Genomic DNA, 17,924 nt, shown 5'->3' with positions numbered 1-17,924 from the left:
CTCAATACAACCCATGATAAAACTTTCGCAAAAATTATGCATATTTTATTCTGACTCTAGGGGCAAAGTAATTACAAATCTTGTGGGGTTATTTTGAGCAGTAATTGTTCCATGATGTTGTTCAATGACATTTTTACACGTAGACAAGCCTAATCCTGTTCCTTGTTGTTTTGTAGTTACAAGTGAATCGAAAATCTTTGAGAAAACATCACCCTGTATACCTGGTCCCGAATCTTGAATTTCTATTATCACATTAGTGCCTTTTTGTTCAATTTTGCATTCAATTCGCCCTTTATTTTTTCCAATGGCCTGGATAGCATTTAAGAAAATATTGATAAACACAATTTCTAATTTTCTTAAATCACCCTTAATCTGAATGTCTGACTCTGGAATTAAAATTACGATATTATCTGAGATCTCCAAAGATTTTTTTGCTGTATTCATCAATTCATTAATCTTTATTGTGTCTAATTTTAGCGGTGTAATTCGTACATAATTTAACACATCATCGATTTGATGTGACATTCTATCTATAGCACGATTCATTCTATTTGATACCTCTTTTGTTTCCGCACTTTGTTCTGTCTTTTTTTGTAAAATTTCAGAAGATGTTTTGATAGTGCTTAGTGGATTTTTCATATCATGAGCCATGCTTGCTGCAAGTTCTCCAATCGCAGTTAATCTTTCATTTCTAATTTTTACATGAGCCTCAGCTAACTGTTTTTCAGTTTCAATTAGTTTTTTGAGATTTATTACCATTTCTTCAAAAGAATTACTAATAGTTTTAATTTCATCAATGCGACTTTTTTTAGTATTGATGGTAAAATCACCTTTAGATATCGTATTTGCAATTTTTGTAAGGTGTCTTAAGGGGGCAGAAACAGTGGTTGATATTAAAAAACCTCCAATAATAGATGCAAGTATGCCAATAATTGATATTGTAAAAATAGAATTACGCAACTCATTGAATTCTTCTACAATAGAAGAGCTATCTTGTACAATTATGACAGTCCAATTAAATCCTTCAAATGTTCTATATCCTGTGGATTTTGCATAAGATATTAGCTTAAAATCATCTATGTCGTCTAACTCAAAGAATTCTACATCTTTTCCTTGTGAAATTATATTGAAATATGGAATCGGTGAATCTGATAATCTTATTGATTTATTTGAATAAATTGAATACCCTCTTTCATCTATCAACAATACATTACGTCCTGGTATTGTTATGACGTCTGATTCTTCCTTAAAATCACTTAGTAAGTCATCAAGAGTAATTAAAACATGTAGTACTCCTATAAATTCACCTGATTTATTATCTATCCTATATGCGAAATTCATTGTGTGATGATTCTCTTGCTCGTTGAAATCAATATCGCCAATATACAATCCTGTTTCTTTTGTAATTTTCCACCACTCTTCTTCACTTTGAGAAAAAGTAGATGTTCCAGATGTTAAAGCAACATTTGTACCATATGCATTTATTACAAATAATTCTTCAATTACATCATAATTATACTCATCATGATAAAACTCAATAGTGTCTAAAAGTTCTTCAGTTAAAACTCTCTGTGATTCTTCAACAATGAATGGGGATGCTCTTATAGTTTCTATTTGCTGCTCTGATGTGTTGGATTTGGATTGTATCTGTAGGAATCTTTCATGTTTTCTATTTGAGTCATTTAATGCAATCTGTATAGTGTCTAGATTTGTTAATTCTTTGTATGCTAATATTCGACTTTCTATGTGTTTATCTAAACCTTGAATCATGCTAAATGCAAAACCTTCATTTCTCGAACCTAGAAGATTTTTTATTTCCTTTACACTTAGATCAAAGGAAACTAGTCCAACAATTGTAAACATTAAAGAAATTCCAAGCATAACTGTAATTATTAAAAAATAGATTTTCACTATGGATTCTAGCCAAAATCATTGAACTATGAATTTAAACATTCACTAATTTGAATTAATAAAGGCATGCCACAAATTAATGGGCATAATCATATATTTCACTGATTATTCGTTTTCATGAATCAATTAATTTTAAAATCGAGGCAACCTGAGCCTTCAACTATTCTGGTAGATACACCAGTAAAAGAAAGGGAAAAAATCCACACAGAATTGCTTTCTGGACAGAACATATGTGCAATGGATATCATGGGATTGTCTTGGATATTTGCAGAGGATGATGATTATTGATTCAAATAATATGTCTTCAATATCCAAAAACATACGGATAAAACCATATAAAATTCAATCCTGAGTTATTAGAGGCCTCTAAGTGATAGCGTACAATTCATAACAAGTGTTTTAATAGATACATCCATAATTGGTCTAATGCTGTTTAGCATAATTCATTTTCTTGCAATTCTTATTTTTTGATTTTCTATTTTATTGATAATTTTACATGGTTATGGAATTTTTGTTCAACTCTTTAGCCCTTAAAACAATAACAGATCATATTGCAATTCAAAGTAACGGCAAAATATATCATTTACAGAATACATCTATTCATAATGGTCTCTATTAACCAACAGTTTTTTAAAATCATTAGTTGTAACGTACTAGTATATTATTTTGTAAAGTGCAATTGCAATACATAACAATTACACCAAATTTAATTTTTCATATTATTTTTTATAATTCAAAGATTCTAACCATAATCCACATATCTTTTATATCTGATTTCAATTTCTTTGTTTTCCCCTGATCTTATCTTTTCATATTCCTCATTTTTTCTAAACTCAATATACTTGCGAATTTCTAAAAATGCTTCTTCATTAGGATATGATTTAAAGACAGGTTCCACCATTTTTATATATTCTAATGTTTTTTCTCTAAATTCTTCTTTTGTGGGTTTTTTGATTCCTTTCATCCTAAACCAAACTGCTGCCCAACTTGCACCCACAACATGTGGTAATAGGTCAAAAGCTCTTTGAATTTCAAAACGTTCGTCGTTTCTCATGATTCTTGAAGCAACCTTGAAGCTGATTTGGCAAAATATGTAACTATCATGTCAGCTCCAGCTCTTTTGATTGAATATAGAATTTCTTCCGTAATATCGTTTTCATTTACATATCCTAACTGTGAAGCAGCCTTGACTAGTGCATATTCACCAGAAACACTATATGCTGAAACAGGAATATTGAACTTTCTTCTTGTCTCTGCAATAAGATCCAAGTATGATAATGCTGGTTTTATCATTACAATATCTACTCCTTCATTGATGTCTGTCTCAACTTCCATCATTGCTTCCCTTGCATTTGTGTATGGAACTTGGTATGTTTTTCTATCTCCGAATTTAGGAGCGCATTCTGCTGCATCCCTGAATGGAGAATAAAAGTTTGAGCGATGTTTAGCTGAATGTGACATTATTGAAACATCTGTGAATCCCTCATCATCAAGGGCTTTTCTTATTGCTGCAACTTGACCATCCATCATTGCTGATGGTGATACTGTATCTACGCCAGATTTTGCTTGGCTTACTGCAATCTTTGCCAGTGTATCTAAACTAGTATCGTTATCTATTTTATTTCCCTGAATTATCCCGCAGTGTCCAGTTGATGTAAATTGACATAGGCATACATCTGCCATTATTACTATTTTATCCCCAAAATTCTCTCTAATCTTAGATATTGTTTTTTGAACAATTCCTTTATCATCAAATGCAGAACTTCCTGCTTCATCTTTTAAAGTTGGAATCCCAAAAAGCATGATTGCAGGAATTTCTAAATCACTAATTTTCTCCACTTCATCGTTTACATCGTCAAGTGGCAATCTTTCAATTTCTGACATTGATTTTACATTCACTTTATTTTTTAGACCTTCCTGAACAAAAACCGGACATATGAAATCTTTTGAAGATAATGTTGTTTGTTGAACTAACTCTCTCATTTTATCTGATATTCTTAGTCTCCGAAGACGTCTAGTGGGAAATGACATACTGAAATTCTCTTTGGGTAAAATATAATCCTAGTCTAAACCAAAAAGTTTAGATTAAATATCTGCATGTCATTTTTTTGCATTGATCTTGGCAGTGGGAATTGGATCTGTGTCTTCAGATAGATGTGAACTAGTTGACCAAACCTCTCTCAATATCTTGCAAACAGTTTAAATCTTAAACACGTCAAAAATAGATGAAAGCGTAGGTCATCTAACGGTTTGGCATAGAACACGTCCTCGGTACTACATCCTGGATGATAACGTGTATGAGGTGAAACTCTGCATCAAAATTTGATGGGTAGTAAGAATACGTCCCTAACCTGATAGTGTATCTTTAGTGGGATGGGAATGTACGGTCAGAAATAATCAATGTCAATCAAAAATGATTATAATGATATTGACAAACAAAGAAGTGGATTTGACATATGATTCATCACTAAATCCTAAACTATTCTTTGACAAAGGCACGATTAGGATTGAAGATGGTGAACTCATACAAATACCGAGTACCAAATACGATGACAGAACCAAAAATCTTAGATCTTATGCTCTTAACTATCGAGAAATTATTGAGTATTTGAAAAAAAGTGATTTAGATTTTGTTGATAATGTACCTGATTTTATCCCATCTCCTGTGTTTCAAATAAACAATTTAGAATTACGAGATTACCAAAAACAAGCTATCAAAAATTGGGAAAAATCATCTATGAGGGGATGTGTTATTTTACCTACTGGTGCTGGAAAAACGGCTATAGGTATAAAGGCCATCCAAAAAGTAAATGCTTCTACACTTGTTATAGTTCCAACAATTGATTTAATGGAACAATGGTCAAATAATATCTCTAAATACTTGTCAACTACTATCCAAAATCAACAAAACATTTCTGTTGGGAAATTAGGTGGAGGTGAAGATGACCTTCAAGCAATTACTGTGGCAACATATGATTCTGCCTATCTTAGAACATCTTCGATAGGAAATCAGTTCAAATTCATAATCTTTGATGAAGTACATCACCTTCCTGCACCTGGATATCGCTCCATCGCAGAACAGTTTATTGCACCATACAGATTGGGTTTGACTGCAACAATAGAAAGAGAAGATGATTTGCATGAATTAATTCCGTATCTTACTGGTGGAGTTGTTTTTCGTCTTGGTTCACAAAAACTCTCGAATCAAAAATATCTGGCAGAATATGTTGTTGATACAATACAAGTCACCCTTACTACAGAAGAGCAAAAAGAATATGAAATCAATTATAAAAAATTCTTAGCAAACCTTAGACAGTTAGGATTCAATATTCCATCAATGCATAATCTTAAACGATTAATCATGATGTCAAATAAAAATAAGATTGCAAGGGAGGCAATGCTTGCAAGAAATAAAGCAAATGAGATTGCACTAAACAGCAAAGCAAAGATAGATGAATTAAAAAACATTTTACAACAAAATAAAAATACAAAGACTATAATTTTTACACAGAATAATAAAATGGTTTATGATCTCTCAAACCAATTCTTGATTCCATGTATCACTTATAAGACAGTAAAAGAAGAAAGGCAAAATGTATTGGATGGATTCAAGTCTGGTATGTATAATGCGGTTGTAACCTCTAGAGTATTAGATGAAGGAATAGATGTCCCAGATGCAGAATTAGGAATAATTATGAGTGGTACAGGTAGCGGACGGGAATTGATACAAAGACTAGGTAGAATTTTGAGACCAAAACAAAATGGAAGAAAGGCAAGACTAGTTGAATTGGTTTCAAAAAATACACGGGAAACAAATACCAGTGCAAAAAGGATTACTGCATTGAAAAAAAATTCTTCTGCAAATACAGGTTCAGAGTAATCTGAGAGTTGATACGATGTATAAAAAAATAACAAAACCGATTGAGGCTATATCCTAATGCTTTCATCTGAACTTTTGCGTACGAGGGTTAGTCAAGGCAAGATAATCCCCTTATTTTGTAATGTCGCTTTTGGTAACGGTACCGATTACGAACTTGCCAACAAACTTATTGTATTTTTTATTGATGCTCAAAAAAACATACAGCGTAAAGGTGACTTATTACAAAAGGTTAGGCTACTTGAATCTGAATATGATTACAAACTAGTACGAGGATTATTTACATTGTTGGAGAGGCGTTCTGTTTTTGGACGATTAGACTCATCATCTTCTATCCTGACCCCAATGCTCATAAGACAGAAATTGTTTGAAGAATCCTCCAAGCAAGGTTGGGCTTTATCTGATTCACAACGACAAACTATTATCCAACAACTTGCAAATCAGATGCATATCACATCTAATGAAATTGAAACCATGATGTGGAGTGATAAAGATGAGAATCTTATACTAACACGATTTGAGCCCATCACTACTAAAGATCTAATTTTTTGGTATAATCTTTCATTATTTCAAACTCTTCTTTTCAAATGTACTCGGTTGGAGTTTTATGTGAAAGGTGGTATTTATTGGAAACATGTTTTACGTAATGTAAAAAAATATGGTATGATGTATACTTTGGAACATAATTCAGGAGTTAAATCTGATGATGATTCCATAACATGTGTTTTAGAAGGGCCGCTTAGTCTTTTTAAGATGACTTATAGATATGGTGCATCGATGGCAAAATTATTACCTTCAATTTTAAATACACCAACTTGGAAAATCAATGGCTCAATAGTAAAAAAGACAGACGATGGACAAAAAATTTATTCATTTGAATTGAAAAATGATGATGCCCAAGAATTCCTTCGTTCTACAATAGAAACAACATATCAAAATAATGACTATGGGATAAATGATGACTATGTTTATGATAGTTCTATAGAAGCAGCATTTGCAAAGAGATTTTATCATCATTTTGATCAAAACGACAAGTTTGGATGGAAAATTTCTCGAGAACCTGATCCTTTGATAGCAGATGGCAAGGCTATGATTCCTGATTTTCTGTTTGAGCGGTTTGGACGAAAAGTATACTTGGAGATTGTGGGTTTTTGGACAAAAGAGTATCTTGACAGAAAAACTGCTAAACTTAAGGCATTATTTGATAATCATAAAAAAAAGAAAAATAGCAGAAGTATTGACTTGTTAGTTGCGGTAAATTCGGAATTGTCATGTTCTCAAATAGAGATGATTTCTAAATATCATGTTTTCACTTTTAAAAAAGATGTTCCAATAAAACCCATCCTAGAATACTTGAAAAGAATTGATACTGAAATTACTAAAGAAAAGATGGATGGTATTGAAATTAAATTAGATAAAAATAATTTGCAACTAATCTCTGTAACACAAATTGCGTTAGAACATGCTATTCCGGAAACTGCAGCTTTGAAGATTATCAATGCTAATTATCCTGATGCATACATTACTGTTGGTTCATATTTGATTTCAAAAGAAAACGCTGATATTGTAAATGCTTCTCTTGAGGGTATCTCTAAATTCATTCAAGCATGCACGATTATGAACTCACATGGTATTCCTGATTCATGTCATGCTGATTTGTTGTCTAAATTAGGATATGATGTAGTTTGGAATAGTTTAGATCCCGATGATGCAATAATAATTCAAAAATAATTAAATTTTTATCTGTAACTTATTTTCTTAGTGTAATCCTTAAACTTCATTTGTATATTGTATTCCTGGTGTGTGCCTAAAAGGTTATTTTATTTCATAGAACTACTAATCTTTGATAATCCATCTACAATAATGTGTGAATTACCTACTGCTACTTAATCATTACATGAATCTATCTAACTAGCATAGTTTTTCCCAAACACATACAAATACCAATGAACTAATTACGCACTATTCATGGATTATCTATAACTGAAATATGTCATACATTGTTTTAGATATATTTGAAATGCTCAAATCTTGTGTTAGTCAAAACAAATACTATAAACTGTAATTCTACTCTACGTTATCATGTTTTTTATAGTCGAATAGCTTACTTGCAAGTTCTACTACATACGGATTACCTGCTTCTGATGCTTTTCTTATGTTGTTCATTGGAGTTGAAACAATGCTTTCTACTACTGCTTTAGTTAATTCTTCTATTATTTTGATCTTCTTTTCATCTTTCTCATCAAGCATTTGAAGTGCTTTCTGTAATTCTTTTTCTCTTAGATTCTCTATATTCTTGAATACCTTTTTCACAAGTGGTTCTGCTTCTAATCTTTTCATTGAGGCTTCTAGTACACACACTTCCTCATTAATTATATTTTCAACTGCTTTCACCTTGTTTAATCTGGCATTCATGTTTTTTTCCACCATTTCTGCAATTTGATCCAAATTCATCAATTTCACCCCTTTTATGATTGCGACTTTCTCATCAACTGTTCTTGGATTTGATAAATCAAGAATCATCATTCCTTCCTTCTTATCTTTCATTGCCTGAGTTATTCTCTCATTTGTCACAAGAAAGTATGGTGCAGTAGTTGCAACAAATATCACATCATAATAATGAAATCCTGAAAGAATCTGCTCAAATTTAATTGGATTTCCTCCCATTGCTTCGCAAAATGCTTGAGATCTTCCAATGGTTCTACTTGTAACATCAAAATTATATCTACGTCTTTGTAGTGATTTTGCAACAAGGGTTGATACTTCACCAGTTCCAATTAGTAGAATTTTCTTTGTTTTTAATTCATCTATGTTTTCTTCTGCAAGTTTAACTGCCATAGAACCAACTGAAATACCTCCTGCACCAATTCCGCTTGAATTTCTTATTCTAGTTCCAATTCTAATTGCCTTGTCAAATAATGTGTTAAGGTGTTGCCCTGATGCTTTGATTTCCCTAGCTGATGTGATTGAATTTTTTATTTGTCCTAAAATTTGTTCTTCTCCAAGTACCATAGAATCTAATCCAGAGGTTAATTTCAATAAATGGTAAAATGCATCTTTATTTTCAACATATTCCATGTTTTCATGAAATATTTCTTCTTCAAGCCCAGTGATTGATGCCCATGTTTTTTTAATTTTGTTTAAATCATTCATTTTTGATTTTCCAAACAATTCTATTCGATTGCATGTTTGAATAATTACACACTCATCTAATCCTGAATGTTTTTTAAATAACTCATATGCATTTTCTATGTCTTTAATCGTAAATTGTTCTAGAATATGGATTGGTGAATTACGAAAAGTTACCCTTGCATTGATGATATTTTGATTCATTTCCAATTCCTCAATATTGTAATTGCCCGTTTTTCAGCTTTTTTCATTTGACCGTCTTTTATTAACTGATCAATATCATTGTCGGCCATGATGCTATGTAAATATTCTCTTCTTTGAGTTTGGGTATGGATCATTTCTTTTGCCAACTTTCTTGCGATATTTTGAATCTTGACTTGAGCTATGTCTTCTTTTGAAATTATTTTCTTGAATATTTCTTCTGATTTGGCTTTGATTTTTTTTGACATGATTGGACTTTGACCTCCTGTAAAAATTGCGATCTGAATAGTGCTTTCCAAATCAATTATTGCAGGATTTGAGAAGTCACTGTCTTCAGGATTATCTGAACTATATGTGATGATTTTTTTCTTTTTTGCAGCATTTATTATATTTTGATTTATTTTTTTATCATTTGTTGTTGTAATGATAAGATCTGGTTTAAATTTTGAAATAAATTTTACATCTTTAATTCTCTGTTTTTCAAATTTAATTTTTTTTGCTTTTGATAATTTGGCAATTTCTGTATTGATTGAATCACTAATTACTGTTATTTTACAATCTTGTTTTAACAATGAATTAATTCTTTTTTGAGCCTCTTTTCCGCCTCCGATGACAATTACTGTCTTATCGTGAATATTTAGATCAACTATCATCGATCAGATGGGCTAGAGTTTCTATTTATGTATTAAAAATCAAGGTGTAAAATACCAGCTACATTTTTAATTGAATAGGCAAGTTATTGTCATAGTGACTTCTATGGATGAATCTGATAAAGAACTCTTAAATGAAATTCAATGGACATTTCCTCTTGTGACTAGACCTTTTGATGCTATTGCTGAAAAATTCAACACTACTCCTGAAGACATCAAAAATAGATTAAATAAACTCAAAGAAATTGGGGTTCTAAGACAATTGAGTGCAATATTTGATACTCGTAAACTTGGTTACACCAGTTCTCTTGTTGCAATGGAGATTGAAGATGATCAATTGGAAAATGTCGCAAATCAAATTAATCGTCATCCTGGTGTTAGTCATAACTATGAACGAGATCATCAGTTTAATCTTTGGTTCACTTTGGCTGTTCCACCTGGTTCTGATTTGAAAGAAGAACTTGCTAAATTCAATGTTCTTAAAGGAATTAAAAAAGTTAGAATGCTTCCCACTTTACAATTGTTCAAGATTGGTGTAAAATTAGATATGGTTGATGATAAGAAACATGAGGTTGCACCAACAGAGGTAAAAAAAGAGATCAAAAATATAAAATTTAAAGCTACTGAAGAAGACAAAAAGTTTATCCGTGAATTACAAAAAGATATGGCAATAATTGACGAACCATTTGTAAAATCTGCAAAAAATCTTGGTATTACTGAAAAAGAGTTATTTGAAAAAATGAAATATTATGAAGATATAGGTGTGATGAGAAGATTTGCTGCTATCTTAAGACATAGGCAAGTTGGGTTTACTGCAAATGGTATGATTGTTTGGAAAGTACCTGAAAATAGAATTTCTAAAGTTGGTGAAACCTTAGGGTCTTTTCCACAAGTAAGTCACTGTTATGAAAGGCCAACATATGATGATTGGCCATATAATGTATTTTCAATGATTCATTGTAAAACTCATGATGAGGCAAATATGATGGCAAAAACAATTCAAGAACAAATACATGTTGATGACTATAAGATTCTCTTCAGTTCACGCGAATTTAAAAAAACACGTGTGGAATATTTTGTAGAGAATTCATTTAGTTTGGAAGAAACAATATCTTCTTAGAATTCATTTTCATCGTGACCTACTATGTGTACCGTGCAAAAATATTGATCATTCATGTTGCAATAGTATAGGGAATCTCTCCCACAAGCATTACATGGCGGTTTCTTATCTTGTTTTGACAATTTTGTGTGGTATATTTTACTTCTGCTAGTTATGCTTGAATCTTTGTAAATTCGTGTTAAATTCGTATAATATTCAGATTCTCCAGAATTTAATGGCTGCTCATTTTTTATTTTTTTGATAATTTGTTTCCATTTTTTGTAATTGCCTATTTTGGCAATTTTCATTCCTTCAATTACTTCTAATGTTTTTTTAAAATCTATTGGGCTGTCCATTTACAAATTAATTTGCTTGAGGTGTTGCCTTTAATTCATAGGAAGGCCATGTATTGTACAGCTCTTCAATATCTTTCATGTCTGATGCTGGAATGTAATTGCCCTTGGTCATCTCTACGTAATTTGTTATCTCTTCTTCACTTATTACTGTAGGAAATACTGATGCAAATCCTTTCTTTGACATGATAAACTTCATTGCTAACTCTGTAATTGTTAATCCATTTCTCTGTGCAACTGGTTTGAGTTGTTCCACTTTTTCCAATGATTCTTTAATCCATTCACCTTTTCTTACTGATCTATGATCTTTTTCATCTATCTTAGTATCTGCATTAACTTTTCCAGTTAGAATCCCTGATGCCTCTGGAACTCTGACTAGGATTCCGACATTCTTTTCTTCAGCTTTTCGCATTAATTCATTTCCTGGGGTTTGCTCTATGATGTTATATACTGTTTGAACTGCACTGACATTCGGTCTGTCCATTGCTTCAAGACCTTCTTGTGTCCATCCAATTGCAGGGCCTAATGCAACTTGGTATGTTTTGATTGATTCATCTGCAATAAACCTATCAAGCACGTCAAAAATGGAATTGTCTCTTATGTGTCTCAATTTTGGATTGTGTAATCCATACATATCAAGATGGTCTGTTTGTAATCTCTCTAAACTATTTTTTAGTGCTTTTTTTGTAAATGCTTCATCAAACTTCTGTGGAAGTTCACTATGTCCAATTTGTTCAACTTCTGAAAAATCATATCCATATTTTGTGGATATGACAATTTCGTTTCGCATATCTTTGAAAACTTCTCCAATTAGCTTCTCACTTTTTCCTTTCCCATACATATCACCTGTTTCAAAAAAGTTGATTCCCAAATCATATGCTTTTTTGAGCATCCTTTTTGCTTCTTCTTCTTCAATTTTTTTACCCCACCAATCAAGTGCAATCGACCACGCACCAAATCCCAATTCTGATACTTTGATGTCTGTTTTACCTAGTTTATTGTATCTCAATTTTTACTCTCCGACTGTTTTGAGTTTGTCTCTATATATTTCAAAACTGTTTTTTTAGTTAAAATTTAAACATTTATGTCTATCCAAGATGTATCCTTATGATATTTTAATTAAGGTGAAAATTCGTATTTGTTTATTGGTTTATCCTAAACTGGAAATAAGCGGTACGATATCTTTTCTTACACATACGATCATTGGGATGTCATTTTTGACATATGATGATACTTGAGTTTCTCTTAAATCCATGATGAGATCTTGGAAATCTCTGATGTTGTCTACTTCAAATGCTAGCATGAAATCCTCATCATGTATGCCAAATGAGTATGTTGTGTTGAGTATTATTTGTGGATATTTTCTACTTACTTCAATATGTTCATCCATTATTTCTTGACGTTTTTCTTTTGGTAGAAGATACCATTCTCTTGTCTTTGTAAATGGATATACGATGACATGTTTCTTTGATTCATTTCCTGTAATAAATCCCTGAGCTTTTTGTTCTTGTATGTACACTGATGGTCGTGTACATGACAAATATGTTCTAGATGGAACTATGTATTTCCCAAACACTGTTTTGTATATCTTTTCAATCACAATTTGGATTTCTTCAACTGATTTTGATACAAACCAAAACAAAAAATCTGCGTCATCTCTTAACCCTAAATTTGAGTATGATCTAAACATTATTCCTGAATTCCTTATTACATTTTCGACTTCTTTTGCGGATTCTTCTTTTGCAAGATCTGCCATCCATCTCCATTTAGGATCTACTTTGAAAAATGAGAAATTGAAATAATATTGATTGTTATCGTCTGACATACTCTATTCCATTTTGAAACCCTATTTAAATAAAAAACTTGATTCTCTATTACCAAATCTCTATTGTCCTCTTTTGTGATTTATAGACTAATTTTATTTGATCTTGTGATGATGACACTCCTAAATGATTTGTAATTTTACTAATAATTTCTTTATTTACTTTGTCTTTGAGTAGTTTTAATTTTATACTAATGTTTTTTTCAATTTTCTTTTGTTTCTAAAAATTCTTTGGATAATTGATATAACTATTTGCGAATTTTTATTCTAAAAAATCATTTCGGTTAAATTTGATTATGCTGTCTGTTCTAATACCCAATCGTATCCTTCAGCTTCTAATTTATCTGCAAGTGAAGCATCACCTGTTTTCAACACTCTTCCTCTGGCAAACACATGTACGTAATCTAATTTATCTAAGAATTTTAAAATTCTAGCATAGTGAGTAATTACGATAACTGTTGCATCCTTGCTTGACACTTTACTAATTGCTTTAGCTACTGATTGTACAGCATCAATATCTAATCCTGAATCTGGTTCATCTAAAATTGAAATCTTTGGTTTTAGGACAGCCATTTGTAAAACTTCTGCACGTTTTTTCTCTCCGCCTGAGAACCCTTCGTTTAGGTATCTTGAAAGGAACTCTTCTTTTAATCCTACTTTTTCGAGATTTTCTTTTAGATATTTTTGAAACTCTCTGACTGTAATGAATACTTCTCTGTCTTCTCCTTGAAGTGCTTTACTTAATGAATTGTATGCTGTTCTTAGAAAGTGAGAGAAGCCTACGCCTGAAACTTCAGTTGGGTATTGAAATCCTAAGAATAATCCTTTCTTTGCTCTTTCATCTGCTGTTAAGTCTAAGATACTTTCACCATCCAATAATATGTCACCTTGTGTGACTTCATATTTTGGATGCGCAAGTAATGTATAAGCTAATGTGCTCTTTCCTGAACCATTTGGACCCATTATGGCATGTACTTCTCCTGGACCTGTTTTCAAATTAACTCCTTTTAGAATCTCTTTACCTTCTCTTGTAACATGAAGATCCTTGATTTCTAGTACTGCCATATTACAAATTATTTTGTTTCTCTATATAATACCGACGAAATTTAGCTAATCCTAATCACACCGAATAGTGCCCTTTATCTACTAAATTGCAAAAAAATCATAATTTCATATGTTTTCAACAAATTTTTCCCATAAGCATAGCATGAAAAATAAGTTTAGCAAAAAAAGATTATTCCTAAATTTAGATGTGATACAAACTCAAATTCACGTTATTGCAACCTAGATTGTTTTTAGATCATTTCTAGAATCCTTGGTGATTGATAGGGATGAACGAATTATTCTTGAACCTTTTATTCTTACTTTACAATAACATGATATGCAAACCACAACAGTCTGGAAATGTTATCGATGTGACATGACATTCAAGCAGGAGCCAATATCTGTCATCCATAGAGACATTTCACATCATCCAATCAAAAAGATCAGAACTGTCTTGATTGCATAGTTTTATCTTAAATAAACTATATCTGTAATTTTGTGAAGCAGATCAAGATTTATCTTTCAATATTTCTATTTTTCCTCCTTGTTTGGTAAGTGGCTATTTTGATTACTCTATGAGATTTTTTATGAACAATTTATCAGTTCTACTTGTTCCTTTTATGACATTTTGGTATTATGCTTAGTATGGAAATAGGCATACCAATACCATGTCCAAAATGTAATGGCAAAATGTATTGTGTATCTTATGATGTAACCTTAAATGTTCTAAAAAAGAGAAGTTGGCAAGTTTGTAAGAGTTGTAACTATCAAATTAGTACAGAAAAGTTCAAACAGTCAATATGTTGTATTTGATTTAATTTGTTTTTAATTGAATTCTCCAGATTCTAATAATGATTATTAGATGCAGGACGGTGTTTGATTTAACTGAATCTTGAATTGTGAATATCTTATTGGATATAATTCCAATTACTGATAGTATTGATGTTTACATTTTTTTACAGTATCTCGATGATCTGGTATTTGAAGTGCATTAACATATCAATATCTGTCACCAAATCTTTCTGGATAAGAAATGTTCCACATTTGGCAGACTTTATTCTGTCATTAACTCTAAACTAATACGATTTAGAATTAGGATATGCCCAAAAAGTGCGTTAAGTTTGAATGAATTTTTGATTTTTAATGTGATTTTTGTGATGAATGCATAAATCCTAACGTGCATTCTTAATAAAATGAAAAGAGAGGGGTGGGTGTTAATATTTGGCCAGAGACGGTCTCAATGTTATTTTGAGCTTGTAGCATGTTAGAATTTCTTTACATCTGTTTCTGATAGTAACTTCTGTAACTCCTGCAATACTTGAAACGTCTCTTTGGAGTACGTTTTGTCCAAGCAAGGCAGATGCCACATATAGGTATGCTGCTGCAATTCCGTTTGGAGCTTTTCCATCTGCAATACTACTACCTTTAGTTTTTTCTGCAATCTCCAAGGCAAGTCTTTCAACTCTTACCTCGGTTTGTGTCATGTTTGCTATCTTTGAGATATATTTGTCCATGGTTACTACTGGAGCAGTTAAATGACCCATCTCCATTACCATGGTTCTATAGTATCTTGCCGCAAGTTTTGTTTTTGATTTAACATCTTTAGATGGACAAATTCCGCGAATGATTTCTTCAAGAGATCTTACTACTTCACATTGCTTGCATGCCATGTAAATTGTAGCCGCAGTAATGCTGGCTACTGATTTTCCTTTTACTTCTATATGGCCATCCAAACCTCTGTATATCATAGAAGCTGTCTCTAACACATTCTTTGAAAGATTAAGACCATTACATGTTTCACCCATTTTTGTTAAAACATTTGCAAGCCTTCTTTCTCTTGGTGATGAAACTCTTACTCTTTGTTGCCATTTTCTGAGATTGTGCATTTGATTTACAACATCGTGATTTAATGTTTTTCCACTAAAATCCTTTGTACTGATTGAAATCTCAGTTGTTATTCCCAAGTCATGTTGAGAATAAGTTGTCTGGCCTGTCGCTCTTGCAAGCTTCATCTTGTCTTCAAAACTTGAACTTATTGTTTCTGGACCAAAATCTGAAATCTGATCATCGACTACTACGCCGCAACCAGAACAGATTATTTCACCATTCTGCATGTCATCTACTAATGAAGATTGACATTCAGGACAGCTTTGTTTTTCTAGTATGTTCATTTTTGTTTTCTCCTAAATTTTTTTGGTTTATTTACAGGAGATTCTTCTGATGCGAAAACATTTTTGCCAATGTACTTTTTGATGCTATTTGTTAATGGCATTGCTGAAGCAAATGGTCTTTTTACTGGACCTATCATTTCCATTACTTTTGCAACTCTAGTACCCTTTTCGTCACAGAGTATCTGTCCTTCAACTAGTTCCTTTGATAGTTGAATGATTACCCTTCCACTGGCGGCTAGGTGCATTATTTCGCCTACCTCCTGCAATTAGCATTCTTAATTATGGTACTATTATCATAGACTTCTGTCAACTTTACTTTATCTAAGAGCTAGATTTCATTTTATTTTGATTGTTTCGTTCTCTTGGCAACTAATTTTTCTGAAATTTTGTTAAGAATTTTTGTCTTGGGGGAATTTTTTGGTATTATAACATATCCTGACCTCACAAATGGTCTTTTTGGATACCTTACTTTGTCGTTTGATTCTGTAATTTCAAATCCTCCTGATGTTGTGGCATCCATTAATTCTTTCAATGAGGGGTCATAAACACATTTTTCTAACCCTAGTCTTCTGCCTTTTGATTTTTTTAAATTCTTGTTGAAATAATCCAACCAGATTACGACATGCTCGTAATCTTTCATTTTATTCCTTTAGTAAAATTGCGTTAACTATTCCGTTTTGTCCGGGCTTTGAAACCACTTTGCATTTTCCCTCTTGCGTCTCTAAGATTGCCCCTTTTGTAATGATGCCTCGTCTTTTGTAATCATTGTTTGTTGCATTTTCTAATACTTTGATGATTTTTGATTTTTTTACCTTGTCTCTACCTGTTGCTAAATTGACAAAATCAATTGTTTTCAAAGCTGTTTTTTTATTATTCCCACGAACCCGTCTTGTTACTGTTATTTGGGCGCCATTAACAGGCTCATTTGGGTATCTATCAATTTCATATTTTCTTCTAATTCTAAGCGGATGCCTTCTGCCGCCTGTAATCTTACTAGTTGCTAAATTCTCTACTGATTTTCTCACAGATTCGTGTCTTACTTACTCTAATTTATACAAAACGCAAAATTTAGCCATAAATTAAAAAAAAACTCAGTTTAGTTTTGTGACCATTTCTTGGCTAGTTTGTCTATTTGCAGTCTTTCTCACCTTGGAGAATAATCTTTGTTTAAGATCTTCTACATCTCCTTGAATTCCAAAATACTTTTGGAATTTTTCAGTTGTCATGTAAATTTTTAATCTTCCTACATTTTGATGACTGATGTAATCTAACTGTCGTAATTCTTTTAGATGCGAATATACTCCAGACCCTCTTGTTTCTACAAGCTGTTTTGATGATATAGGTTGCATATATGCAATATATGATAGCGTCTTAAGTGTAGCATTTGGAAGAACAGGTTTTGAAGCATACTTCTTAATTGTTGCACTGTACTCTGGTTTTAGTTGCATTACATACGATCCATCTGGAAGAATAACAATTTCTAGTGCTTTAAATGCTGATTTTGTTTTTTTCATAATGTTCTCTAGCAATCCAATGGTTTTTGTTCTTGATTCTGTACCTGATGCTCTGATTATATCTTCAATTTTAAGAGGTCTGCCTGCTGAATATAGTGCAGCCTCGATTCTTGCTGTTGCCTCATCGGTATTTTCAATTTTTGTCAACTATTT

19 protein-coding genes are annotated in these 17,924 nt (G+C 32.0%); 5 read left to right on the top strand and 14 right to left on the bottom strand.

The window, feature by feature from the left end; translation table 11 throughout:
• Positions 1 to 45: 45 nt before the first annotated feature.
• The gene (locus OEM44_04760; protein ID MDH3516111.1) at positions 46 to 1,881 is read right to left on the bottom strand and encodes a sensor histidine kinase; all 1,836 of its coding nucleotides are present in this window, start codon (positions 1,879 to 1,881) and stop codon (positions 46 to 48) included.
• A 147-nt stretch (positions 1,882 to 2,028) separates the two neighbouring features.
• Here OEM44_04760 and OEM44_04755 point away from each other — a divergent pair, with 147 nt between their 5' ends.
• A complete protein-coding gene (locus OEM44_04755; GenBank protein MDH3516110.1) occupies positions 2,029 to 2,199 on the top strand; it encodes a hypothetical protein in 171 nt (56 codons plus the stop codon).
• 454 nt (positions 2,200 to 2,653) lie between these two features.
• Here the strand turns inward: OEM44_04755 and OEM44_04750 are convergent, their stop codons facing one another.
• Together OEM44_04750 and hemB are read right to left on the bottom strand one after the other, a co-directional pair.
• Positions 2,654 to 2,965 carry a hypothetical protein gene (locus tag OEM44_04750; protein ID MDH3516109.1) on the bottom strand — a complete coding sequence of 104 codons (312 nt, stop codon included), beginning with the start codon at positions 2,963 to 2,965 and terminating at the stop codon, positions 2,654 to 2,656.
• Positions 2,962 to 3,942 (bottom strand): porphobilinogen synthase, encoded by a 981-nt coding sequence (gene hemB, locus OEM44_04745; GenBank protein MDH3516108.1) that lies wholly within the window; start codon positions 3,940 to 3,942, stop codon positions 2,962 to 2,964. The genes OEM44_04750 and hemB overlap by 4 nt, the downstream gene beginning before the upstream one ends.
• 337 nt (positions 3,943 to 4,279) lie before the next feature.
• Here hemB and OEM44_04740 point away from each other — a divergent pair, with 337 nt between their 5' ends.
• Both OEM44_04740 and OEM44_04735 read left to right on the top strand, forming a co-directional pair.
• Positions 4,280 to 5,791 (top strand): DEAD/DEAH box helicase family protein, encoded by a 1,512-nt coding sequence (locus OEM44_04740; protein ID MDH3516107.1) that lies wholly within the window; start codon positions 4,280 to 4,282, stop codon positions 5,789 to 5,791.
• A 57-nt stretch (positions 5,792 to 5,848) separates the two neighbouring features.
• The gene (locus tag OEM44_04735; protein ID MDH3516106.1) at positions 5,849 to 7,519 is read left to right on the top strand and encodes a DUF790 family protein; all 1,671 of its coding nucleotides are present in this window, start codon (positions 5,849 to 5,851) and stop codon (positions 7,517 to 7,519) included.
• A 336-nt stretch (positions 7,520 to 7,855) separates the two neighbouring features.
• Here OEM44_04735 and hemA read toward each other — a convergent pair whose 3' ends face one another.
• Both hemA and OEM44_04725 read right to left on the bottom strand, forming a co-directional pair.
• Positions 7,856 to 9,121, bottom strand: coding sequence for a glutamyl-tRNA reductase (gene hemA / locus OEM44_04730; GenBank protein MDH3516105.1), 1,266 nt, complete (start codon positions 9,119 to 9,121; stop codon positions 7,856 to 7,858).
• Positions 9,118 to 9,771, bottom strand: a complete 654-nt coding sequence (locus OEM44_04725; protein ID MDH3516104.1) for a bifunctional precorrin-2 dehydrogenase/sirohydrochlorin ferrochelatase — start codon at positions 9,769 to 9,771, stop codon at positions 9,118 to 9,120. The genes hemA and OEM44_04725 overlap by 4 nt, the downstream gene beginning before the upstream one ends.
• 103 nt (positions 9,772 to 9,874) lie before the next feature.
• Here OEM44_04725 and OEM44_04720 point away from each other — a divergent pair, with 103 nt between their 5' ends.
• Complete coding sequence (locus OEM44_04720; protein MDH3516103.1) at positions 9,875 to 10,888, top strand: Lrp/AsnC family transcriptional regulator; 1,014 nt, start codon at positions 9,875 to 9,877, stop codon at positions 10,886 to 10,888.
• On the opposite strand, the gene OEM44_04715 is transcribed toward OEM44_04720, so the two are convergent.
• The 4 genes from OEM44_04715 to sufC all read right to left on the bottom strand — a co-directional run bounded on the left by OEM44_04715 (position 10,885) and on the right by sufC (position 14,107).
• Positions 10,885 to 11,223, bottom strand: coding sequence for a hypothetical protein (locus OEM44_04715; GenBank protein ID MDH3516102.1), 339 nt, complete (start codon positions 11,221 to 11,223; stop codon positions 10,885 to 10,887). The genes OEM44_04720 and OEM44_04715 overlap by 4 nt on opposite strands.
• Positions 11,224 to 11,230: 7 nt before the next feature.
• The gene (locus OEM44_04710; protein MDH3516101.1) at positions 11,231 to 12,229 is read right to left on the bottom strand and encodes an aldo/keto reductase; all 999 of its coding nucleotides are present in this window, start codon (positions 12,227 to 12,229) and stop codon (positions 11,231 to 11,233) included.
• Between the two features lie 141 nt (positions 12,230 to 12,370).
• Entirely contained in the window at positions 12,371 to 13,045 is a 675-nt protein-coding gene (locus OEM44_04705; GenBank protein ID MDH3516100.1) for a chlorite dismutase family protein, read from the bottom strand.
• 291 nt (positions 13,046 to 13,336) lie between these two features.
• Positions 13,337 to 14,107 carry a Fe-S cluster assembly ATPase SufC gene (gene sufC / locus OEM44_04700; protein ID MDH3516099.1) on the bottom strand — a complete coding sequence of 257 codons (771 nt, stop codon included), beginning with the start codon at positions 14,105 to 14,107 and terminating at the stop codon, positions 13,337 to 13,339.
• A gap of 316 nt (positions 14,108 to 14,423) precedes the next feature.
• Between sufC and OEM44_04695 the strand changes: the two genes are divergently transcribed.
• Entirely contained in the window at positions 14,424 to 14,552 is a 129-nt protein-coding gene (locus OEM44_04695; GenBank protein MDH3516098.1) for a hypothetical protein, read from the top strand.
• 748 nt (positions 14,553 to 15,300) lie between these two features.
• Here the strand turns inward: OEM44_04695 and OEM44_04690 are convergent.
• The 5 genes from OEM44_04690 to OEM44_04670 all read right to left on the bottom strand — a co-directional run bounded on the left by OEM44_04690 (position 15,301) and on the right by OEM44_04670 (position 17,918).
• Positions 15,301 to 16,257 carry a transcription factor IIB gene (locus tag OEM44_04690; protein MDH3516097.1) on the bottom strand — a complete coding sequence of 319 codons (957 nt, stop codon included), beginning with the start codon at positions 16,255 to 16,257 and terminating at the stop codon, positions 15,301 to 15,303.
• Entirely contained in the window at positions 16,254 to 16,523 is a 270-nt protein-coding gene (locus tag OEM44_04685; protein ID MDH3516096.1) for a Gar1/Naf1 family protein, read from the bottom strand. The genes OEM44_04690 and OEM44_04685 overlap by 4 nt, the downstream gene beginning before the upstream one ends.
• A 74-nt stretch (positions 16,524 to 16,597) precedes the next feature.
• Positions 16,598 to 16,897: a hypothetical protein gene (locus OEM44_04680; GenBank protein ID MDH3516095.1), complete on the bottom strand. Its 300-nt coding sequence runs from the start codon at positions 16,895 to 16,897 to the stop codon at positions 16,598 to 16,600.
• A 1-nt stretch (position 16,898) separates the two neighbouring features.
• A complete protein-coding gene (locus OEM44_04675) occupies positions 16,899 to 17,282 on the bottom strand; it encodes a 30S ribosomal protein S8e (GenBank protein ID MDH3516094.1) in 384 nt (127 codons plus the stop codon).
• A gap of 66 nt (positions 17,283 to 17,348) precedes the next feature.
• Positions 17,349 to 17,918: an SMC-Scp complex subunit ScpB gene (locus OEM44_04670; protein ID MDH3516093.1), complete on the bottom strand. Its 570-nt coding sequence runs from the start codon at positions 17,916 to 17,918 to the stop codon at positions 17,349 to 17,351.
• Positions 17,919 to 17,924 lie beyond the last annotated feature (6 nt).

This window comes from Nitrosopumilus sp. (genome assembly GCA_029862745.1).
Lineage (GTDB): Archaea > Thermoproteota > Nitrososphaeria > Nitrososphaerales > Nitrosopumilaceae > Nitrosopumilus.
The sequence above is the reverse complement of the archived record's forward strand: the minus strand, read 5'-3'. Positions and strand labels throughout refer to the sequence as shown.

Excerpts from the sequence above, each read along its gene's own strand:
- OEM44_04680 (MDH3516095.1), bottom strand. The coding sequence starts at position 16,897 with ATGAAAGATTACGAGCATGTCGTAATCTGGTTGGATTATTTCAACAAG.
- OEM44_04735 (MDH3516106.1), top strand. The coding sequence starts at position 5,849 with ATGCTTTCATCTGAACTTTTGCGTACGAGGGTTAGTCAAGGCAAGATA.
- OEM44_04750 (MDH3516109.1), bottom strand. The coding sequence starts at position 2,965 with ATGAGAAACGACGAACGTTTTGAAATTCAAAGAGCTTTTGACCTATTA.
- OEM44_04760 (MDH3516111.1), bottom strand. The coding sequence starts at position 1,881 with ATGCTTGGAATTTCTTTAATGTTTACAATTGTTGGACTAGTTTCCTTT.
- OEM44_04720 (MDH3516103.1), top strand. The coding sequence starts at position 9,875 with ATGGATGAATCTGATAAAGAACTCTTAAATGAAATTCAATGGACATTT.
- OEM44_04715 (MDH3516102.1), bottom strand. The coding sequence starts at position 11,223 with ATGGACAGCCCAATAGATTTTAAAAAAACATTAGAAGTAATTGAAGGA.
- OEM44_04695 (MDH3516098.1), top strand. The coding sequence starts at position 14,424 with ATGCAAACCACAACAGTCTGGAAATGTTATCGATGTGACATGACATTC.
- sufC (MDH3516099.1), bottom strand. The coding sequence starts at position 14,107 with ATGGCAGTACTAGAAATCAAGGATCTTCATGTTACAAGAGAAGGTAAA.
- OEM44_04755 (MDH3516110.1), top strand. The coding sequence starts at position 2,029 with ATGAATCAATTAATTTTAAAATCGAGGCAACCTGAGCCTTCAACTATT.
- OEM44_04725 (MDH3516104.1), bottom strand. The coding sequence starts at position 9,771 with ATGATAGTTGATCTAAATATTCACGATAAGACAGTAATTGTCATCGGA.
- hemA (MDH3516105.1), bottom strand. The coding sequence starts at position 9,121 with ATGAATCAAAATATCATCAATGCAAGGGTAACTTTTCGTAATTCACCA.
- hemB (MDH3516108.1), bottom strand. The coding sequence starts at position 3,942 with ATGTCATTTCCCACTAGACGTCTTCGGAGACTAAGAATATCAGATAAA.
- OEM44_04690 (MDH3516097.1), bottom strand. The coding sequence starts at position 16,257 with ATGAACATACTAGAAAAACAAAGCTGTCCTGAATGTCAATCTTCATTA.
- OEM44_04705 (MDH3516100.1), bottom strand. The coding sequence starts at position 13,045 with ATGTCAGACGATAACAATCAATATTATTTCAATTTCTCATTTTTCAAA.